This is a genomic window from Oceanipulchritudo coccoides, assembly GCF_010500615.1.
Lineage (GTDB): Bacteria > Verrucomicrobiota > Verrucomicrobiia > Opitutales > Oceanipulchritudinaceae > Oceanipulchritudo > Oceanipulchritudo coccoides.
The window spans coordinates 866,483-885,509 of record NZ_JAAGNX010000002.1 but is presented as its reverse complement, the minus strand read 5'-3'; the positions used below and the strand labels follow the sequence as shown (position 1 = coordinate 885,509).

The 19,027-nt window shown below is 52.5% G+C and carries 21 protein-coding genes; 2 read left to right on the top strand and 19 right to left on the bottom strand.

Translation table 11 applies throughout. The features are described from left to right. The first annotated feature begins 94 nt into the window (after positions 1-94). Positions 95-1,573: a butyryl-CoA:acetate CoA transferase gene (locus G0Q06_RS09485; protein WP_163964998.1), complete on the top strand. Its 1,479-nt coding sequence runs from the start codon at positions 95-97 to the stop codon at positions 1,571-1,573. A gap of 49 nt (positions 1,574-1,622) precedes the next feature. On the opposite strand, the gene G0Q06_RS09480 is transcribed toward G0Q06_RS09485, so the two are convergent. Together G0Q06_RS09480 and G0Q06_RS09475 are read right to left on the bottom strand one after the other, a co-directional pair. Next, positions 1,623-2,801 (bottom strand): sensor histidine kinase, encoded by a 1,179-nt coding sequence (locus G0Q06_RS09480; RefSeq protein ID WP_163964995.1) that lies wholly within the window; start codon positions 2,799-2,801, stop codon positions 1,623-1,625. Next, the gene (locus tag G0Q06_RS09475) at positions 2,785-3,486 is read right to left on the bottom strand and encodes a phosphopantothenoylcysteine decarboxylase domain-containing protein (protein WP_163964992.1); all 702 of its coding nucleotides are present in this window, start codon (positions 3,484-3,486) and stop codon (positions 2,785-2,787) included. The genes G0Q06_RS09480 and G0Q06_RS09475 overlap by 17 nt, the downstream gene beginning before the upstream one ends. Positions 3,487-3,516: 30 nt before the next feature. Here G0Q06_RS09475 and G0Q06_RS09470 point away from each other — a divergent pair, with 30 nt between their 5' ends. Beyond that, entirely contained in the window at positions 3,517-4,254 is a 738-nt protein-coding gene (locus G0Q06_RS09470) for a VC0807 family protein (protein WP_163964989.1), read from the top strand. 9 nt (positions 4,255-4,263) lie between these two features. Here the strand turns inward: G0Q06_RS09470 and G0Q06_RS09465 are convergent, their stop codons facing one another. The 17 genes from G0Q06_RS09465 to rplR form a co-directional block, all read right to left on the bottom strand. Continuing rightward, positions 4,264-5,559 carry a citrate synthase gene (locus tag G0Q06_RS09465; protein WP_163964987.1) on the bottom strand — a complete coding sequence of 432 codons (1,296 nt, stop codon included), beginning with the start codon at positions 5,557-5,559 and terminating at the stop codon, positions 4,264-4,266. A gap of 51 nt (positions 5,560-5,610) precedes the next feature. Beyond that, the gene (gene hisH, locus G0Q06_RS09460) at positions 5,611-6,279 is read right to left on the bottom strand and encodes an imidazole glycerol phosphate synthase subunit HisH (RefSeq protein ID WP_238710465.1); all 669 of its coding nucleotides are present in this window, start codon (positions 6,277-6,279) and stop codon (positions 5,611-5,613) included. Positions 6,280-6,327: 48 nt separating this feature from the next. Then, complete coding sequence (locus G0Q06_RS09455; RefSeq protein WP_163964974.1) at positions 6,328-6,558, bottom strand: hypothetical protein; 231 nt, start codon at positions 6,556-6,558, stop codon at positions 6,328-6,330. A 59-nt stretch (positions 6,559-6,617) separates the two neighbouring features. Next, positions 6,618-7,217, bottom strand: coding sequence for an imidazoleglycerol-phosphate dehydratase HisB (gene hisB, locus G0Q06_RS09450; RefSeq protein WP_163964971.1), 600 nt, complete (start codon positions 7,215-7,217; stop codon positions 6,618-6,620). Beyond that, positions 7,199-8,284: a histidinol-phosphate transaminase gene (gene hisC / locus G0Q06_RS09445; RefSeq protein WP_163964968.1), complete on the bottom strand. Its 1,086-nt coding sequence runs from the start codon at positions 8,282-8,284 to the stop codon at positions 7,199-7,201. The genes hisB and hisC overlap by 19 nt, the downstream gene beginning before the upstream one ends. 1 nt (position 8,285) lies before the next feature. Further along, the gene (gene hisD / locus G0Q06_RS09440) at positions 8,286-9,590 is read right to left on the bottom strand and encodes a histidinol dehydrogenase (protein ID WP_163964964.1); all 1,305 of its coding nucleotides are present in this window, start codon (positions 9,588-9,590) and stop codon (positions 8,286-8,288) included. Positions 9,591-9,638: 48 nt separating this feature from the next. Continuing rightward, on the bottom strand, positions 9,639-11,177 hold the full coding sequence (guaA, locus tag G0Q06_RS09435) for a glutamine-hydrolyzing GMP synthase (RefSeq protein WP_163964961.1): 1,539 nt from the start codon (positions 11,175-11,177) through the stop codon (positions 9,639-9,641). Positions 11,178-11,529: 352 nt separating this feature from the next. Further along, on the bottom strand, positions 11,530-12,093 hold the full coding sequence (gene rplQ / locus G0Q06_RS09430) for a 50S ribosomal protein L17 (RefSeq protein WP_163964958.1): 564 nt from the start codon (positions 12,091-12,093) through the stop codon (positions 11,530-11,532). A gap of 38 nt (positions 12,094-12,131) precedes the next feature. After that, positions 12,132-13,133: a DNA-directed RNA polymerase subunit alpha gene (locus tag G0Q06_RS09425; protein ID WP_163964956.1), complete on the bottom strand. Its 1,002-nt coding sequence runs from the start codon at positions 13,131-13,133 to the stop codon at positions 12,132-12,134. Positions 13,134-13,209: 76 nt separating this feature from the next. Further along, positions 13,210-13,818 (bottom strand): 30S ribosomal protein S4, encoded by a 609-nt coding sequence (gene rpsD, locus G0Q06_RS09420; protein ID WP_163964952.1) that lies wholly within the window; start codon positions 13,816-13,818, stop codon positions 13,210-13,212. Between the two features lie 39 nt (positions 13,819-13,857). Further along, positions 13,858-14,412 carry a 30S ribosomal protein S11 gene (gene rpsK / locus G0Q06_RS14520; RefSeq protein ID WP_163964937.1) on the bottom strand — a complete coding sequence of 185 codons (555 nt, stop codon included), beginning with the start codon at positions 14,410-14,412 and terminating at the stop codon, positions 13,858-13,860. Positions 14,413-14,432: 20 nt separating this feature from the next. Then, positions 14,433-14,804 (bottom strand): 30S ribosomal protein S13, encoded by a 372-nt coding sequence (gene rpsM, locus G0Q06_RS09410; protein WP_163964934.1) that lies wholly within the window; start codon positions 14,802-14,804, stop codon positions 14,433-14,435. Between the two features lie 127 nt (positions 14,805-14,931). Beyond that, positions 14,932-15,705, bottom strand: coding sequence for a type I methionyl aminopeptidase (map, locus tag G0Q06_RS09405; protein ID WP_163964931.1), 774 nt, complete (start codon positions 15,703-15,705; stop codon positions 14,932-14,934). A 101-nt stretch (positions 15,706-15,806) separates the two neighbouring features. Next, on the bottom strand, positions 15,807-17,309 hold the full coding sequence (gene secY / locus G0Q06_RS09400) for a preprotein translocase subunit SecY (protein ID WP_163964927.1): 1,503 nt from the start codon (positions 17,307-17,309) through the stop codon (positions 15,807-15,809). Positions 17,310-17,369: 60 nt separating this feature from the next. After that, on the bottom strand, positions 17,370-17,846 hold the full coding sequence (gene rplO / locus G0Q06_RS09395; protein WP_163964924.1) for a 50S ribosomal protein L15: 477 nt from the start codon (positions 17,844-17,846) through the stop codon (positions 17,370-17,372). A gap of 44 nt (positions 17,847-17,890) precedes the next feature. Further along, the gene (gene rpsE / locus G0Q06_RS14515; protein ID WP_163964921.1) at positions 17,891-18,586 is read right to left on the bottom strand and encodes a 30S ribosomal protein S5; all 696 of its coding nucleotides are present in this window, start codon (positions 18,584-18,586) and stop codon (positions 17,891-17,893) included. A 15-nt stretch (positions 18,587-18,601) separates the two neighbouring features. Continuing rightward, complete coding sequence (gene rplR, locus G0Q06_RS09385; protein WP_163964918.1) at positions 18,602-18,967, bottom strand: 50S ribosomal protein L18; 366 nt, start codon at positions 18,965-18,967, stop codon at positions 18,602-18,604. Positions 18,968-19,027: the final 60 nt, after the last annotated feature.

Below are 19,027 nucleotides of genomic sequence, written 5' to 3'. Positions count from 1 at the left end.
TCAGGTGTCGCTTCTTTTTCTCCAGAAGGGCTTGCCACATTAATTTAAATTTCCCTAATAGCAGTATCCTAACCATTAAGCATATCTAATAGAAATGTCATTGCCATTCCCGGAACTGACTGCCCAAGAAGCAGCATCCCTCATTAAAGACGGACAAACAATTGGATTCAGCGGATTTACTCCAGCTGGGGCCGCTAAAGTCATCCCCCGTGCATTGGCGGAGCGGGCCAAGGAAGAGCATGCCGCAGGCCGCCCATTCCGGATTGGTGTTGTCACTGGGGCTTCGACTGGAGATTCCCTCGACGGTTCTTTGGCAGATGCGGAGGCCGTGGCCTGGCGCACCCCCTACCAGTCCAATGTCTCGATGCGGAAAGCCATCAACTCTGGAAAGACCCATTTTTTCGACATGCACTTGTCTCTCCTGCAACAGTGGGTGAGATACGGTTTTCTGGGCAAGATCCACGCCGCGGTCGTCGAGGCGGCGGAGGTGACTCCCGATGGGCAAATTACCCTGACAACGAGCGTTGGCGCCGCCAATACGTTCCTTCATCAGGCGGACAAGATCATTCTTGAGATCAACAGCCACCACCCGACTGAGCTTTACGGGTTCCATGACATCTATGAACCGGAGGATCCGCCCCACCGCCGTGAAATTCCAATCTACTCCACTCACCAGAGGTGCGGTGAGGCCGTGGTACGTGTCGACCCCTCACGCATAGCAGGAATTGTCTTTTCCGATGAGGAGGACGAAGTGGGCACTTTCAAGGATCCTGATGCGGTGACCAACAAAATTGGTGAGAACGTGGCGGATTTCCTTGCCGCGGAAATCCGAAGCGGTCGCATTCCCAAATCCTTTCTACCCATCCAGAGTGGTGTTGGAAACATCGCCAACGCGGTCCTTGGAGCAATGGGAGTGCACCCTGAGATTCCAGCCTTTGAAATGTATTCGGAAGTGATTCAGGACAGTGTCATTTCCCTCATGGAGAATGAACGACTGCAGTTTGCCAGTGGCACTTCATTGACTGTGAATCCGGCCATTCTGGACAAGATTTATTCCAATCTCGACTTCTTCCGCCGGCGAATGGTCCTCCGTCCGCAGGAAATCACCAATAATCCTGAAGTGGTCCGGCGATTGGGGATTGTTTCCATCAATACAGCCATCGAGGTCGACATCTTTGGCAATGTGAATTCCACACACATCATGGGGAGCAACATGATGAACGGTATTGGCGGTAGTGGCGACTTCACCCGCAATGCCTACATCTCAATCTTCACGTGTCCCAGTGTTGCCAAGGGAGGCAAGATCAGCCCGATCGTTCCTCTCTGCAGCCACCTTGACCACAGTGAACACTCAGTCCAGGTCGTTGTGACCGAGCAAGGCATCGCTGATCTCCGGGGCAAGGATCCACTTGAACGCGCCCGGGAAATTGTCGGGAATTGTTCCCATCCGGATTATCGCGAGGAACTCAATCTACATTTGAAGGACGTGATCGGTGGCCATACGCCACAGTCGCTGAACCGGGCCTTCAACATGCACCAGCGATTCCTCGAAACCGGGTCCATGCAGGGTTGAGGTCCCTCTGGAAGCCTTGGGAAAGAAAGGACTCCATTTGCGGAGCCTGCTAGCTGTCCTTGAGCAACCGGATTCTGCGGTGCTTTTGCGGAAATTGAAGTGTCACCAGGGTTCCCACGGATGCGCGGCTGTCCAGCCCGATCTGCCCGCCATGGTCGCGCATGATCCGCTCGACAATCATCATGCCCAAGCCGTGCCCTTCTTTCTTTGTCGTGTAGTAGGGCTGGAAGACTTTTGAAAGATTCTCCTGGGAGATACCCTCTCCCGTATCGCCAATCTGGACATAGACAAACTCATCATCACTGGATGCCCGGATCCTGATAATTCCGCCTTCCTGCATGGCCTGCCGGGCATTCTTGATCAGATTGAAAAACACTTGTTTGATCTGGTCCCTGTCTCCCTGAACAACCGGCAGACTGCTCGCCAATTCGATATCAACACGAATGCCGGCTCCCTCCAGTTCCGGTCCCAGAAATTCAATTGATTCCTCAAGGGGGGAAATCAAATCGAGATCATGCAACTGGGGTTCACGCGGCCGGACCGCCTCAAGAAAGTGAGTGATGATGCTGTCCAGCCGCTCCACTTCACCGCTGCAAATAGCCAGTGATTTCTCCAGCTTCTCAACATCATGGGAACCCTTCATCCGGTCTAATTTCCGCTGCATAACCTGGAGATGGATATTGAGGGAATTCAAGGGATTTCCCAATTCGTGAGCCACCCCTGCCGATAACTCCAGAATGGATTTAACCCGTTCATTTTCAATTTCCTGCCGGGTTTTTACGTGTTCCTTCGTGATATCTGAAAGGATGACGGCATAACGGGCAATCTGCACATCTTGAACCGTTTCCTCAATTGGAACCAGGTAAAGCCTCACGATACGCCTCTCGGGATAGCTCAACTCCAGTTCCCGGGAAACGCTTGCATCTTCCTTGAGAAAGCCTTTGCGGGAGAGATTCAGGGTCCGGGCCAGGTCCGGGACTGCGCGCCACAGGGTGATCTCGCTCAAGTCGCGATCGTTTAATCCCAGCATGTCACATGCAGAGGGGTTGGCATATTCTATTTTCCCAGAGGGCTCGAGAACGATAACCCCCTCCCGCAGCGTGGAAATAACCGTGTTCATGAGCTGCCGTTCACGGGCAAGACGCGAAATCAAATTGACCCGACTGGCGGCATCCAATTCATCCACCCGCTCGACAAGACTGTCCAATGGATCATGACGCTTCTGCATTTGTTCCCCCTGGATCAGCAGATTTAGACGCCACCTTTCGTATCAGCTCCGGCTCAAACAAATCCAAAAGTTCTCCGGCAAGAGCCACTTTGGTTAACGGGCCGAGAGCGATGGTCTGTCCGTTTTTTCGTAGGACAAGAACCTTGTTCGAATCCTTTTCAAATGCGCCGGCCGGCCCTCCAATCAGATTCGCCACGACAAAATCAGCCTTTTTGTTCTCAAGTTTCTTGGTGGCATATTCCTCAAGATGATCTGTTTCAGCAGCAAACCCAACTATCAACTGATTTATCTTCCGCCTCGCAACAGTCGCCAGAACATCAATGACCGGTTCCATTTCTATGAGCATTTCCAGCTCGAATTTCTTGATCTTGTGATCAGCGATGGACTTGGGGCGGTAGTCCATAATGGCGGCCGTCATGATGAGGATATCACATGCATCAAAACGCTCACTGACAGCATTGTACATTTCCTGACCAGTGACCACCCGTGTCAGTTCGACTCCCTCAGGAACAGGAAGACTGACTGGGCCACTGACCAGATCCACATGCCAGCCACGCTTTGAAGCAGCACTTGCAAGGGCGTACCCCATTTTGCCGCTGGAGGGATTGCTGAGGAACCTCACAGGATCAAAATGCTCCCGGGTCGGTCCGGCCGAAACGAGACAGCGGATGGGGCTTGCGTTCATGATCAAATCTTAAACCATCCGAATCCGCCTATGGGAAGCGAAAAGCCTGAAATTAAGAAACGTGAGAACAGCTTTCACAGCTTGCTCTTCAACATTCTGATCCCCGTTATTCTACTAACGCAGGGGGATCGGCTCATATCGAGCCCGGCCTCCGTCCTGGTTCTTGCGCTCGCCTTTCCAGTGAGCTACTTCCTCTGGGATTTCCAGAGGAGAAAACGGCCAAACTTCATCTCCATCCTTGGATTTGTCAGTATTCTCCTGACCGGAGGCGTCGGGCTGATGCAGCTTCCCAGATTCTGGTTCATCATAAAGGAAACCGCAATCCCCGCCATAATCGGACTTGCCGTCATTGGCTCGCTCTTCACCCGCTACCCGTTGATCCGGCTTCTCGTCTTTTCAAAGGAGCTCTTTGATGTGGATCACATCCAAACAGCGCTCAAGGAAAGAGGCCGTGAAGAAGCGATGGAAAAGCTACTTTCCCGTGCAACCCTGCTCCTCTCCATTTCCTTTTTTATCAGTGCGATCCTGAATTTTTTTCTCGCAAGCCACTTCATCCAGACCGAACCCACAATCGATGCGGCTCAGTTTAATGCGGAAGTGGGCGCCATGACCGGATGGTCATTTGTCGTCATTGCGCTTCCCAGTACATTGTTTTTATTCGGCATCCTGTACATGGTGGCCCACGGCATCAAGAAACACGCCGGCTTGGGCTTCGAGGAAGCTCTCTCCCCGCACTTGCGTGAAGAAGAGAAAAAAAACGAGGATTGAATCAGCAGGCTAACCGCGATCGGCCATTGGAACGTAATCGCGCTTTGTGTAGCCGGTATAAATCTGGCGGGGACGATGAATCTTGTTTGAAGTTTCCGCAATTTCCTTCCAGTTGGCGATCCATCCCGGCATGCGCCCAATGGCAAACATGACGGTGAACATTTCCACCGGGATACCAATCGCCTTGAGGACGATGCCACTGTAGAAATCCACATTGGGATAGAGTTTACGCTCAATGAAATAATCGTCCTTGAGAGCGGCCTGCTCGAGATGGTGAGCAATGTCGAGTAATGGATCTTCCCGCCCAAGGGCCTTGAGGACACGTTCAGCCGCCTCCCCGAAAATCTTGGCTCGCGGGTCGTAGTTCTTGTAGACGCGGTGACCAAACCCCATCAGCCGCGCTTTCCCATTCTTGGCGGCCATGATAAACCGGCTCCCGTCGTCGCCACTGGCATGGATTTCCTCGAGCATGCGAACTACAGCCGAGTTGGCTCCGCCATGCAACGGCCCCCAAAGTGCACCTACGCCGGCCGAGACCGAGGCGAACAAGTTAGCGCCACCACTGGCGACCATCCGAACGGTCGAGGTGGAGCAATTCTGCTCATGGTCCGCGTGAAGAAGCAGGAAAAGGTCAAGGGCATCTGCCACTTCCTGTGAGACCTCGTACTCATCATAAGGCTCAGTGAACATCATGTGCAGGAAATTCTCCACATAACGCATATCCTTGCGCGGGAAATTAAAGGGAAGCCCGAGAGACATCCGGTAGGTCATGGCGGCAATCGTCCGGACCTTCGAAATCAGAAGAGCAGCCGCGTCGTCAAAGAGCTCCAGATCCTGTTCCCGGTTGTTACTGGACATTTCCGGATAGTAGCATCCGAGCGAATTCAACATCGAGCTCAGCACAGCCATGGGATGGGCCTTGGACGGGAAGCCCTCAAAGTGGTGACGGAAATTCTCGTGAAGCCGGGCTGCTCCAGCCACCTTGCTGCGAAAGGCGTTTAGCTGAGTCTCTGTCGGCAATTCGCCGTAAATGATCAGATAGGCACTGCAGAGGAAGGTGGACTGCTCAGCAAGCTGCTCAATGGGAATTCCCCGGTAGCGAAGAATCCCTTTTTCTCCGTCGATGAAGGTAATATTACTTTTGCAGGAGCCTGTATTCCCGTACCCCTCATCAAATGTGATGTAGCCTGTCTCTTTCCGAAGCTTCCTGAGATCTATCGCCTTTTCATCCTCAGTCCCTACCATGACAGGGTACGGATGCTCTTTTCCATCAATGATGACTTTTGCCACTGGTTCGTTACTCATATCCAATATTGGTGATGAGTTTTCGACTTTTTGGCAACAGCCAAAAACCGTTTAGAGCGGAGAATCCGGTTCAGAGACTGAATTTACGAAGTTCCGGTAGAGCTGAAGGCCCCTTGACTGCGATTTCTCCGGATGAAACTGGGTGGCGATGAGATTACCACGCCGGATTGCACTGCAGAAGGACAAGTCCCCGTAGTCAGTTGTGGACCAGATTAATTCCTTGGATTCCGGGACCACATAGTAGCTGTGAACAAAATAATACTGGTCCGTATCCAATGAGAGCCCTTTCTGGAGAGTCCCTTCCAAACTTCTGAATCGGACCGAATTCCAGCCCATGTGGGGAATTTTGAGACCAGACTCAAGGGGAAAGGAGAACCGCTTTACTACACCGGGGAAAACGCCCAGTCCTTTGGTGTTTCCCTCCTCCGAGAAGTCAAAAAGCGCCTGAAGACCCAGACAAATCCCGAAAAAAGGACGATCCTGCCGGATCCAGTCGCAAATGAAGCGATCCCATCCCCTTTCCTTGAGAAGACGCATTGTATCGACGATCGCACCTTGTCCCGGAAAAACCAGGGCATCGGCCCTCTCTGCTTCGGAGGGCTGCTCAACAATTCGGGCTTTCGCACCCACGGCCAGAAATGCCCGGTGCACACTGCGCAAATTGCCCATTCCATAATCCAAAATAGCCACAACTGGGCCCTCTCCGGCATCCATCATCATATTGCAGCATACTGTGATCGGGGCATATTGAAGGGCAAGCCTTCTTGGTTATTCACCGATTTCCGGATCCCAATGAGGCTCCTTCGGATGAAGGCGCAGGCTGTGCCAATAACCCAAGGCAAAGAAAACGGGCCCGACGGCAAAAAAACAAATCAGGAGCAACCAGCCACTCATCAGGAACAGCGTATCCTCACTGGGAGCTTGCATGGTCATCCAGACGATACTCGCGAGCATGAAAAGACAAACAGCACAAAGGGAATAGACGAATCCGCGCAACATGCCTTAGCTTTGCGGATTGAGAAGCGGCGGGCAAGCCTTAAGGCATGATGCCGTTTGCCTTATTCGAGCATGCCCTTGGTCGAAGGAACCATTCCTTCTCTCCTGGGATCCCGCTCAACGCAAACAGCAAGCGTCCGGCCGAAGCCCTTGAAAATCGACTCAGCAATATGGTGCGGTTCATCACCGTAGAGCAACTCGATGTGCACATTGGCCGCAGCGCTATTGGCATAGGCCTGGAAAAACTCCCGCACCAGCACGATATTGAAATCCCGAACAAAGCTTTGTTCAGAACTTACCTTGTATGCCAGATGGGCCCGTCCGCCCAAATCCATCACAAAGCGGCACAGGCACTCGTCCATCGGAAGAAGGAAAAACCCATAACGACGGATGCCGCTCTTGTCCCCGGAGGCCTTGCGGACAGCTTCACCCAATACGATACCGACATCTTCGACAGTATGGTGGTAGTCCACGCTGAGGTCGCCCTTGGCACTCAACTCAAGATCGAATAATCCATGGTGGGCGAACAATTCCAACATGTGGTCGAAAAAGGGAATTCCCGTGCTGATCTTCGTTTTGCCAGACCCATCAAGGTTCAGCTTGAGGCTGATTGCTGTCTCTTTGGTTTCGCGGGTTAGTTTTGCTATGCGCTTCTTGTCCATGTCCTGACCTCTTCAAGAAATTGATCCATTTCAGAATTTGAGCCGATGCTGATGCGTAAATATGAGGCTGTCAATGGATGCTTGGGGAAGTAACGAACAAGGATCCGATGATCTTCAAGGTGCTTGAAGAGAGAGCTGGCAATCTCCGGACCACCTGCGCCAGAAGAGTTGACCGGTGCCCCAAAAAGGAAATTTGCCTTGGACGGGTAAATCTTCCAACCCAATTCCGCCAAAGTTTCACGTACCCGTTCACGGGTTTCACAAATCTCAAGAATGCAGGCATCGTAGAACCCACGGGATTTTACGGCCGCAACGGCTCCCGCCTGACTGAGACGATTCACATTGTAACTGTCTCGCACGCGATCGAGGACCGAAATAACGGCCGCTGAAGCGATGGCATAACCAACCCGTAATCCGGCCAATCCGTAGGCCTTGGAGAAGGTCCGCGTGATGACGACATTTTCATGCTGATGAACGAGCTTCATTGCCGATTCACCGGAAAACTCCGCATAAGCCTCATCAATCACAAGGATTCCCTCATGCTCCGAGGCGAGCCTGTTAAGGTCGGACTGAGGAAACCGGATTCCCGTCGGGGCGTTCGGGCAAGTTAAAAACAATAAGTCAGCACCTGCTGAAAGAAGTGCCTCAATCGGTAATTCAAAGTTTTCGTTGAATTCGATCGAATGGATCGTACCGCCGGCAATGGCCGTGATGACCGGGTAGAGCGAGTAGCTGGGGAAAGTCTCAAGCGTCTTGCGACCAGCCCCGCCAAAGGAACGGGCGAGTAAATTCAACAAGTCATCGGACCCATTCCCGACGATAACCTGGTTTAGCTTAAATCCATGAAAATCGGCCAGGACCTCACGCAGTTGCTCGCTCCGCGGATTCGGATATCGGGCCAGAAGGCCCAACTCCTCTTGAATCGCCTGCTGGACTGAATCCGGGGGAGAAAAAGGCAACTCGTTGGTATTCAACTTGATCCATCCTTTACCTGTTGGTTGGACTCCCGGTGTATAGGCTTCCAGCGTACGGAGATGGCCCTGGATCAGCTCTTCGATGGACTTCATTCTAGGAGCTCTCAGGAAAGCGGATTTCCATGGATTGGCCATGAGCATCAAGGGCCTCCAGTTCTGAAAAAACGCGCACGCCATTGCGGGCTTTCTTCAAGGAATCCTGATCATACTGTACAATACTGCTCCGCCGCATGAAGTCCGTTATCTTAAGCCCACTGAAAAAGCGGCCCGTTCGTGAAGTGGGCAAGGTATGGCTTGGCCCGGCGGTGAAATCCCCGATAACGGTCGGTGTGTCATGACCACAAAGAATTGCCCCTGCTGTTTGAATATCCTGCAACAATCGGGGCAGAAGGACTTTATCCACGTGAAGCTCAAGGTGCTCCGGGGCAATGAAATTCGCTACCTCAATCGCCTGTGAAATATTTGAGACCTTTATGAAGCACGTGCGCGTCTTCCATATCTTCCGGACAGCCTCAGCGTGGCCAAGGGTCGGAATCATGCGCTCCGCCTCTGCTTCCACTTTCCGGGCCTGCGCCTCATTCGTGTAGACAAAATAGACCCGCTCCCGGCCACTGCCATGCTCAGCCTGGGCAAGTAGATCCGCAGCGAGATAATGTGGCTTGGCCGTTCCGTCAGCGATGGCAAGTGCCTCACTTGGCCCCGGAAGCAAATCAATTCCCACTTGACCAAAAACCTGACGCTGCGCTTCCGCAACATAGGCGTTGCCCGGACCCATGATCTTGAGCACCGGTTCGATGGTCTTTGTTCCAAAGGCCATTGCGGCAATTGCCTGGGCCCCTCCAATGCGATAGACTTCGCTCACCCCGCATAGAGACAAGCCAGCCAGCATTTGCTGGCTGATCTTACCTTCGCGATTGGCCGGGGTGGAGACCGCTATCGACTTCACACCGGCCAAACGGGCAAGCGTTGTTGTCATGACTGCCGTGGATACCAATGGAACATTTCCTGCCGGGATATAAATGCCCACCCGGCTGATCGGATACCAGCGTTCACCCACCCTTGCACCGTGAGGATTCTTCGCCATCCAGTTGCTTGGAAGCCCCTTCTTGTGGAAATCCCGGACACATCGGATAGCCGACCGGATTTCCTTGCGTTGTGCTGGCGATAGGGCTGATTCAGCAGCCTTCAAGGAACTAGGATCGACTTTAAGGCCCTGGGCAGTACTCCGGAAACCGTCAAACTTCCTGGTATATTCAAGGACTGCGGAATCCCCGCGTTGGCGCACCTGTTCGAGGACTTCCTTGACCGTTGCCTCTAGCTCGCCCCGCTGCTTCTCATCTGCCGCGAATTGACCAAGTTTCCTGTAGAAGGCGGGATCGCTGGCAATCAACTTTTTCATGACAATAAAATAAACGAAAGGGAGGAAGTCACAAGTCCTCCTCCGGGATTACTCCCACTCGATTGTGCTGGGCGGTTTGGAGGAAATGTCGAGGACAACCCGGTTCACACCTTGGACTTCATTGATAATCCGGTTGGAGACTTTCTGCAGGAACTCGTGAGGCAGGCGAGCCCAGTCAGCGGTCATGGCATCAATGCTTTCCACGATCCGCAACGCAATGACGAAGTCATAAGTCCGTTCATCGCCCATCACTCCGACTGATTGAACGGGAAGAAAGACGGCAAAACTCTGCCAAACCTTGTAGTAGTAATCCTCCGCCTTCATCTCTTCCATAAGGATGGCATCCGCCTCACGGACAATTCTGAGCCGCTCTGGAGTAATGTCGCCAATGATCCTCACAGCCAGTCCGGGTCCAGGAAACGGTTGACGCCAGACAACGCTCTTGGGCAGGCCGAGTTCCTCACCGAGTCGGCGGACCTCATCCTTGAACAGCTGGTTTAGCGGCTCGAGAATCTTCAGCTTCATCCTTTCGGGCAACCCTCCCACATTATGATGACTCTTGATCAGTGCGGCAGGATTTCCTCCGATGGGAACCGATTCGATGACATCCGGATAAATTGTCCCTTGAGCAAGGAAATCCACTTCACCAATTTTCTCCACCTCCTGTTCAAAGACTTCGACAAAGGTGTTTCCGATTATTTTGCGCTTCCTTTCCGGATCAGTGACGCCAACCAATTTATCAAGGAACAGGTCAGCGGTTCTGGAAACCACCAGATTCATGTGGAAATTGTCCCCGAACAGTTTCTCCACAGCCTGCACCTCATCCTTGCGCAAGAGACCATTATCGACGAAAACACAGGTCAATTGCTCTCCGATTGCCCGATGGATGAGTGCTGCTGCGACCGAGCTGTCCACTCCACCACTGAGCCCGAGAATAACATGCCGGTCACCCACCGTCTTGCGGATTTTTTCGACGGACATCTCAATATAGCCGGCCATCGTCCAGTCACCTTTGCACTGGCAAATATCGATGAGGAAATTCCGGATAATATCGGTGCCCCGCTCTGTATGAAAAACCTCCGGATGGAACTGCAGGCCGAAAATCCGCCGATCACGGTTTTCGATCGCGGCAAAATCCGAATTCTCGGTCTTGCCAATTGTCATGAATCCAGCGGGCAGCTCGATTAAGCGGTCACCATGGGAATTCCAGACCTGGATCTCATCGGGAAGATCCTTGAAGAGTGCACTCTTGTTGAGGATATTCAGGGTTCCGCGGCCGTATTCACGCTCCGTGCTCTTCTCGACTTTCCCGCCAAGGATACGTCCCAGCAACTGCAGACCATAGCAGATTCCCAGCACAGGCACTTCGAGAGAGAACAAGTCAGGATCCGGCATCGGGGCTGACTCCGAAAAAACGCTGCTCGGACCACCGGACAGAATGATGCCGTTTACCCCATCCGCCTTCAGCTCACTGGCCGGAGTATCAAACCGATACACCTTGGAATAGACATGAAATTCGCGAAGCCTTCGCGCAATCACTTGCGTATATTGGCTTCCAAAGTCGAGAACTGCTATTGTTTCAGGCATCGTATTCAGTAAATGTGTAGTGAGAAATTTGGCCAATGGATTGGCAAGTTAGAATCGCAGGGAAGAGTTTTTAAAGCCGCAGGCGGGACAATCCGCCACTTGGTCACCCGCTGTCGATGTATAAAGCTTCCCGCACTTTACGCAGTGATGAACATTACGTAAGCGCTGACGGTCGTAGTACTGGCGATCACGGCGATCATAGTAAAGCCAGATAACCGTGAAAAAAATCAATCCGGTTACCAGGAATACCGAGACAAAACTGTCAATTCCAACCGAAATCATCCTTCGAAAACAAGCAGGGACGCTCACCGATTGGTGTAGCGTCCCCACTGGTAAAAGGTTGCGAAAGCATTTACTCCTTCTTTTCGCCTTCGTCCGCTGCCTCAGCTACAGGCTCAGCGGTCTCGCTGGTCTCTGCTTCCGAATCACTGGCTTCTTCGGCGACCGGCTCTTCGACGGGAGTTTCCTCCTTTGCCGCTGCAGGCTTCTCTGCCTTTGACGGGCGGGCCTTGCGGGGCTTCTTGGCGTATCCTTCATCCTCGGCAGGGATCAGCTGAATGACCGCCATTTCTGCGGCATCACCGATCCGGTTCCCAAGTTTATAAATACGGGTGTAACCACCGGGACGATTACTGAAAAAGCTGGCCTTCTCGTTGAACAGGATGCCCACGGCCTCCTTGTCACGAACCCGGGATGCCGCCAGACGGCGATAATGAAGAGCCTTCTCCGGAGATGCTCCATCTGCCTTCTTGGCAAGGGTGATGATCTTCTCGATGAAAGGACGGAGAGCCTTGGCCTTTGGAAGCGTTGTCTGAATTCTTCCATGGCGCAGGAGGGCTGCCCCAAGGTTGCTCATAGTGGCAATACGGTGCTCCTTTTTCCGGCCTAATTGAAAACGATGTTTAAGGTGACGCATGGTTCTTTCCTAAATTGATATCCTGTTAATTAAATACTTTAAAAATCACTGCGGGCTTCCAGTAACCGCTCATCAATCTTCATGCCGAGGCTGAGACCCAACTGCTCAAGCTTGGCCTTGATTTCATTGAGCGACTTCTTACCAAAATTCCGGTATTTGAGCATTTCCTGTTCACTCTTCATCGCAAGCTCACCCACAGTAGTGATGTTCGCGTTGTTGAGGCAGTTTGCTGCACGGACCGATAGCTCAATTTCATTAACGGACATGTTCAAGAGCTTACGGAGCTTGTTCTGCTCTTCACTCACTTCAACTTGCTCGCTTTCAAACTCAATCGAGTCATCCGAAACATTGTCGAAGACATCAAGATGATGCTTCAAAATTGCAGCTGCATGTTTCAGACAGTCATCAGGAGTGATCCGCCCATCTGTCCAGATTTCGAGAATGAGTTTGTCGAAATCCGTCATCTGGCCGACACGGGTGTTCTCGACTGAGTATTTAACGAGCTTTACTGGACTGTAGAGAGAGTCGATTGCAATAACGCCTATCGACTGCTCCAGTTCCTTGTTATCCTCGCCTGAAACATAACCACGCCCCACCTTGATTTCCAACTCGGCCTGGAAGCGCTGCTCGTTGTCGAGTGTGCAAATGATCTGTTCCGGATTGATAACCTTGATGTTGGAATCTGCCTGAATGTCACCGGCTGTCACCTCGCCTTTGCGAGTTACATCGATCATCAAGTGAACAGGTTCGCTTTTCTCCGAGACGACGAGGATCTTCTTCAGGTTCAGGATAATGTCCGTCACATCCTCGACAACCCCATCAATGCTCTGGAATTCATGCTGCACTCCCTCAATCTTGATGGAGGAAATGGCCGCTCCTTCGATGGAGCTCAATAGAACCCGGCGAAAGCTGTTACCAATCGTGTGGCCATAGCCGCTTTCGAAAGGCTCGGCAACATACTTGCCGTACGAATCATTGGAGACCTCCTCATCCTTGATGAGACGGTTTGGTATATGAAATTTGCTCAAACGTGTAGCCATGATCTGCTCTAAGTAATGGTTGGATACGTGATGGTGATGTGTATGCGGATTTGCTGAACCAGGTTGCCGGACAAAATTAACGGGAATAGAATTCAACAATCAGCTGAACATTAATTCCGGTTTCAATATCATCGGCGGTTGGTTCGCGACTGACGCTGGCGGTCAGGGCGTCTTCATTGCGCGTGAGCCACAGTGGCACGGTGCGAATGCGGGTGTCCTCAAGGGCGCGGGTGGCCAATTGACGACTGGAAGTAGCTTCCTTGACTTCAACGACGTCACCTGAGGATACCGAGAAACTAGGAATATCCACCTTGTGACCGTTGACCTTCACGTGGCCGTGAGTCACAAACTGCCGTGCCTGGCGCCGAGTCTTGGCAAACCCGATGCTGTAAATAACCGCATCAAGCCGCTTTTCGAGCATTTGCACAAAAACTTCACCGGTAACGCCACGCTTGCTCTTGGCTTTTTCAAAAGTGCTACGGAACTGCTTCTCAGTCAGGCCGTAAAGATACCGAAGCTTCTGCTTCTCGTTCAAGCCGATCGAGTAATCAGAAAGTTTCCGGCGGAGTCGCGGGCCATGCTGACCGGGAGGGTGCGGCTTGCGGTCTTGCGCCTTGTTCGGCGGGAAGATAGACATGCCAAAGCGGCGATTGATACGGGTCGTGGGTCCAGTGTAACGGGCCATAGCTTTAAATAATTTCTAGGTTAAAGAGGAAAGTTCTGATTAGACGCGGCGGCGCTTCTTGGGGCGGCAGCCATTGTGCGGTACAGGAGTGACATCGATAATGGCACTCACCGTCATTCCGAGGGATTGTACTGCCCGGATGGCTGAATCACGTCCCATACCAGGGCCCTTGACCCGGATTTCGACTTCCTTCATACCATGGGAAAGGGCAACCTTCCCGGCATCCTGCGTCACCACCTGAGCGGCATATGCTGTACTCTTCCTCGAACCGCGGAAATTCATCTTACCGGCACTGGACCAGGAAATTACATTTCCCTTCATGTCGGAAAAAGTGACCTTCGTGTTATTAAAAGTGGCCAGAATGGTAACAATGCCGCTTGTGACATTCTTACTTCCCTTGGCTTTGCGAACCGTGAGGTCCACTTCACTCTTTAAGAGATCAGCAGCGGTTGGCTGGCCTGACTTCTTTTCCTCTTCGGCTGTTTCAGCACCTTCCGCGGCTTCTGCCTCGGGGGCGGTCGCGGTGCCGGACTTTTCAGTTTCCGCGACGGGAGTCTTTTCTTCGAGTTGCTCCTTCTTTTCTTCTTCGCTCATATTATTCAGTTTTTAAAAAATTACTTCTTGCCCTGACTGATTGTCTTGCGGCGTCCCTTGCGGGTCCGGGCATTGCACTGGGTGCGCTGACCACGAACGGGTAAACCACGACGGTGGCGGATTCCCCGGTAGCTTTGAATGGCCTGGAGGCGCTTCAGATTGGCACTCACCTCTCGGCGCAAATCCCCTTCGACGAGGATGCCTTCACTGACGATTGCTTCAGAGATTTTGTTAAGCTGCTCCTCATTCAATTCATGGGCCCGGACGTCCGGATCCAAACCGGCATCCTTAACCAGACGGTCGGCCAAAGTTGGCCCGATACCGTAGATGTAGCGGAGAGCGTATGGGATTTTTTTATTCCCGGGAATGTCGACACCCAATAAACGTGGCATAATTACAGATCGTGTTGATGTTAAAGTCGTTAGAAAAGAAATAACCGGACAGGAGTTTCGTCACGGCAGAAAAAGAGTTGACGCAATGTAGATGGGAAAGCCTTGTCAAGACTTTCCGAGAAAAAGCTTACAGCTGGGGATCAGGAACAGTGAGGATTTCTGGCTCTCCGGCAGTCACGAGAACAGTGTGCTCGAAATGTGCTGAGGGAGAGCCGTCGATCGTCAGGGCAGTCCACCCGTCATCCGCCATAACGACCTGGGAGCGTCCCAGGGAAATCATGGGCTCGATGGCGAGGGTCATACCGGGTTTCAGGCGCTCACCTCGATGCCGAGACCCGAAATTCGGAATCTGCGGAGGTTCATGCATGGACCGGCCGACACCATGTCCGACAAAGTCCCGGATAATACCGTATCCAAAAGGCCGAATGTAGCGTTCGACGGCATTGGAAATCGCACCAACCCGGTTGGCCGGACGAGCTTCATGGATTCCCTTGTAGAGGGCCTCTTCAGAGCGCTCAAGGAGAGCCCTGTTTTCATCAGAAATGGCCCCGACCCCGATGGTGCGGGCATTGTCGCCGATAAATCCCTCGTGTTCCACACAGACGTCCACCGAAATCAGATCTCCCTCGCGCAGAATGCGCCGCAGGTCCCCGATCCCGTGGACAATTTCGTCATTCACGGAAAGGCAGGTATGCGCGGGAAATCGCTTATTTCCGACTTGGTAACCGAAGCAGGCGCTGCGGGCATTCATGCTAGCCAGCAGTTTTCGGCCTTCCTGATCCAAGTCATAGGTGTTGACGCCAGGAGCAACAATCCGACAAAGCTTGTCCAAGACCGTAGCCGCGATGCGGCAGGCGGACCTCATGGACCTGATATCGGATTCGGATTTAATCGGAATCATAAGACTTCCGAAGACTCCACTGTCTTGATTAGTCCCGGAGAAACCCCGGGAGGCGATGTAAGCTGTGTGAAAGAACAATCGACCGACATTTTAATCAGCCGCTAGAACAAATAAAGGTTTAAGCCCCATGCGATGAGACCAACCGCGAAAAGAATAATTAGCCAACGCCAGAGGGTTTTTCCCTCTTGCAGGCCAGTGGTGTCGACCAGTTGACGGGTCCGTCCCTGACTGCGGCCCTTGATCCGCCCCTTTTTCAAGAAGCCGTCATAATGGCGCTGGAGCAGGTAGGTTTCAATCTGACGGAGAAAATCAAGCAACACCCCGACAATAATCAGGAGACCCGTACCACCAAAGAACTGAGCGGCTTGATAGGGAACACCCGTTGTGAAAAGAATTCCATCAGGAATGATCGCAATAAGGGTCAGGAAAGCGGCCCCGGCGAGGGTCAGGCGGGTCATTGTGAAGTCAAGGTAGCGAGCGGTCGGTTCCCCTGGGCGAACCCCGGGAACGTAGCCCCCGTACTTCTTGAGATCATCAGCAATCTGAACGGGCTTGAACATCACCGATACCCAGAAATAACTGAACCCGAAGATGAGAATGCCGAAAATGATGTAGTAGCTCAACTGGCCGTGCTGGAAAAAGAATCCGGAATCGCGCAGCCAGTTAGCTCCGAGTGCGGCACCCAACTGGGAAAGGACCGTCGTGAAGAACATCATGATCGCGGATGCAAAAATGATCGGCATCACACCCGAGTAATTCACCTTGAGCGGAAGATAGCTGCTTTGTCCGCCGAAAACCTTTCGCCCGACAACGCGCTTGGCATACTGCACCGGAATCTTCCGGGTAGCCTGGGTCACCATGATGACACCCGCGATGATCAGGAAGAGGAACAACAGCATGAGAATCCCCTCGCCCAATCCGAGCTGGGCGGTCTCACCGACAGGGGCGGTAAAGAGTTGGTAAGTGAGCGCAAAGGCGGCAGGAATATCAGCGAGGATACCAACCGTGATCAGGATGGAAATACCATTGCCGATTCCGCGGCTGGTGATCTGCTCCCCGATCCACATCAGCAACATCGTGCCGCTTGTCAGGAAAATGACAGAGGTGATCATGAACCATCCGTGCCCAAGGAGAATGATTTCACCGTATCGGCTGACATCGTAGTCAGGGAAAATCCGCTGGGGATTCTGAAGGGTCAAAATCAAGAGGACCGACTGGACAAGACAAATAACCAGTGTGGCGTACCGCGTGTACTGGGTGATCTTCTGGCGCCCGACTTCGCCTTCCTGCTGCAGTCTCGCCAGGGTCGGGATCACGGCTGTAAGCAACTGGAATACGATGGAGGCACTGATATACGGCATGATCCCCAAGGCAAAAATTGCCCCACGAAGAAGCGCTCCACCTGTGAACATGTTGTAGAGTCCCAGCAGGCTCCCACCTCCGGAACGACTCTGTGCTTCAAAGAAATCCTGTAGTGGCGTGGGATCAATACCGGGCAAGGGAATGTTGGCGCCCACCCGTGCAATAAAAAGCAACAGGAGGGTGAACAAAATCTTGTCCCTCAGTTCGGGAATCTTAAAGCAATTTACGAAGGCGGAAATCATGGTAGATCAAAGGTCCGGGGATTGTTCGGAGATGTAGAAAGAGCTGACCTCTACAATTCCTTATTCAGCAGGTGCTTCAGAAGAATCTGCTGCTGCAGGTTCATTTACAACAACAGTGCCACCCGCCTTTTCAATCTTCTCCTTGGCGCTGGCAGAAAATTTATCCGCCTGCACAGTGAACGCTTTTGTCACTTCGCCTTCGCCGAGGATCTTGATCAGCTTGGAACTGGATCGTGCAAGCCCAAAGCGGACCAAAACATCACGGTCAATACTTCCAGCTTCCAGACGATCCAAATCACCAACATTGATGATCGAATATTCCGTGCGGAACTTGAAATTGCTGAAACCGCGCTTTGGAAGTTTGCGGTAAAGAGGCACGTGACCGGATTCAAAACCCGGACGCAGGCTGGAACCGCTTCGTGAGCGCTGCCCTTTATGACCCCGTCCAGAAGTTTTACCACGGCCGGATCCTTCACCGCGCCCAACGCGTTTGCGATCCTTGCGGCCTCCACTCTTAATCAAATTATGTAATCTCATGGGTTTTATTCCTAATGCTTGAGAAGTCTTCGAAGTTAATATCCTCAGGCCTTGCGAATGGCTTGGATCATCTCACGTGTACGTAGCTGGTTCAAGGCATCCAATGTCGCAAAAACCATTGCCCCGGGATTGTTGGACCGGAGGCTCTTGCTAAGAACGTCCTTGATACCGGCAGCCTCAAGGACTGCCCGCACACCACCACCGGCGATAACACCCGTTCCTGGAACAGCTGGACGCAACATGATGCGGCCTCCGTCGTGCTCTCCGAGTACTTCGTGTGGAATTGTGTTATTCTTCACGGCAACAGGAGCCATGTTTTTCTTGGCCTGTTCTGTTCCCTTGCGAATACATTCAGGCACTTCCTTCGCCTTGCCGTAACCAACTCCGACGTTGCCTTCCTTGTCACCGACAACCACGAGTGCTGAAAAGCTGAAGCGACGTCCGCCAGCGACAACCTTTGCACAACGGTTGATGTGAACCACCTTTTCAAAGAGGCCACTATCTTCTTCCTCGCGCTTCTGTGCACCAAACCGTGACCGGTTACCACCGCGGCGATGTCCGCCCCGACGGTTGGAAGGTGGAGGCGTTGGACGATCCACCTTGCCGATGACAGCGCTCTGGCGCTCTTTTGATCCGGGTTTAGAGGCAACAATGTCCTCGGGACTGCTCTCTTCAATTGAAGGAACCGAAATCTGTGGGGCTTCCTGCTCAGGAGTAGCTTTGTTTTCTTCTTCGCTCATGTAAAATTCCTATCCTTAAAATTGAATTCCGCCTTCGCGCACGGCTTCCGCAAATTCCTTGACGCGACCGTGGTACGGACGGCCATGACGGTCAAAGACAACCTGGCTCACACCGGCCGCCTTCGCCTTTTCAGCGAATGCCTTGCCGATTCGTACTGCACTCTCGCGATTGGCACTGAGTTTCTCGCCTTTCAGGTCCTTCCCCAGGGAAGAGATTGTGACAAGGCTCTTGCCTGCCTCGTCATCAATTGCCTGCGCGTAGATATGCTTGTTGGTAAAAGAGACGCAGAGCCGCGGCCGTTCGGCGGTTCCGGAAACCTTTTTTCGGATGCGCCAGACTCGCTTCTGACGCAACATTATCTTTTGTTTCACTGTTTTCATTTTTCGTACTGATTTTTGGATACTTGCGGAAGAGGAAGGCCCTTCCTCGCATTATATCAG

What these genes read in the sequence shown, in the direction of transcription:
- guaA (WP_163964961.1), bottom strand. Translation starts at nt 11,177, where the DNA reads ATGCCTGAAACAATAGCAGTTCTCGACTTTGGAAGCCAATATACGCAA.
- hisB (WP_163964971.1), bottom strand. Translation starts at nt 7,217, where the DNA reads ATGGACAAGAAGCGCATAGCAAAACTAACCCGCGAAACCAAAGAGACA.
- rpsD (WP_163964952.1), bottom strand. Translation starts at nt 13,818, where the DNA reads ATGGCCCGTTACACTGGACCCACGACCCGTATCAATCGCCGCTTTGGC.
- G0Q06_RS09425 (WP_163964956.1), bottom strand. Translation starts at nt 13,133, where the DNA reads ATGGCTACACGTTTGAGCAAATTTCATATACCAAACCGTCTCATCAAG.
- rpsM (WP_163964934.1), bottom strand. Translation starts at nt 14,804, where the DNA reads ATGCCACGTTTATTGGGTGTCGACATTCCCGGGAATAAAAAAATCCCA.
- secY (WP_163964927.1), bottom strand. Translation starts at nt 17,309, where the DNA reads ATGATTTCCGCCTTCGTAAATTGCTTTAAGATTCCCGAACTGAGGGAC.
- G0Q06_RS09455 (WP_163964974.1), bottom strand. Translation starts at nt 6,558, where the DNA reads ATGTTGCGCGGATTCGTCTATTCCCTTTGTGCTGTTTGTCTTTTCATG.
- rplR (WP_163964918.1), bottom strand. Translation starts at nt 18,967, where the DNA reads ATGAAAACAGTGAAACAAAAGATAATGTTGCGTCAGAAGCGAGTCTGG.
- G0Q06_RS09465 (WP_163964987.1), bottom strand. Translation starts at nt 5,559, where the DNA reads ATGAGTAACGAACCAGTGGCAAAAGTCATCATTGATGGAAAAGAGCAT.
- map (WP_163964931.1), bottom strand. Translation starts at nt 15,705, where the DNA reads ATGATTCCGATTAAATCCGAATCCGATATCAGGTCCATGAGGTCCGCC.
- G0Q06_RS09475 (WP_163964992.1), bottom strand. Translation starts at nt 3,486, where the DNA reads ATGAACGCAAGCCCCATCCGCTGTCTCGTTTCGGCCGGACCGACCCGG.
- hisH (WP_238710465.1), bottom strand. Translation starts at nt 6,279, where the DNA reads ATGATGATGGATGCCGGAGAGGGCCCAGTTGTGGCTATTTTGGATTAT.
- hisD (WP_163964964.1), bottom strand. Translation starts at nt 9,590, where the DNA reads ATGAAAAAGTTGATTGCCAGCGATCCCGCCTTCTACAGGAAACTTGGT.
- rplO (WP_163964924.1), bottom strand. Translation starts at nt 17,846, where the DNA reads ATGAGATTACATAATTTGATTAAGAGTGGAGGCCGCAAGGATCGCAAA.
- rpsK (WP_163964937.1), bottom strand. Translation starts at nt 14,412, where the DNA reads ATGAGCGAAGAAGAAAAGAAGGAGCAACTCGAAGAAAAGACTCCCGTC.
- G0Q06_RS09470 (WP_163964989.1), top strand. Translation starts at nt 3,517, where the DNA reads ATGGGAAGCGAAAAGCCTGAAATTAAGAAACGTGAGAACAGCTTTCAC.
- hisC (WP_163964968.1), bottom strand. Translation starts at nt 8,284, where the DNA reads ATGAAGTCCATCGAAGAGCTGATCCAGGGCCATCTCCGTACGCTGGAA.
- G0Q06_RS09485 (WP_163964998.1), top strand. Translation starts at nt 95, where the DNA reads ATGTCATTGCCATTCCCGGAACTGACTGCCCAAGAAGCAGCATCCCTC.
- G0Q06_RS09480 (WP_163964995.1), bottom strand. Translation starts at nt 2,801, where the DNA reads ATGCAGAAGCGTCATGATCCATTGGACAGTCTTGTCGAGCGGGTGGAT.
- rpsE (WP_163964921.1), bottom strand. Translation starts at nt 18,586, where the DNA reads ATGAGCGAAGAAGAAAACAAAGCTACTCCTGAGCAGGAAGCCCCACAG.
- rplQ (WP_163964958.1), bottom strand. Translation starts at nt 12,093, where the DNA reads ATGCGTCACCTTAAACATCGTTTTCAATTAGGCCGGAAAAAGGAGCAC.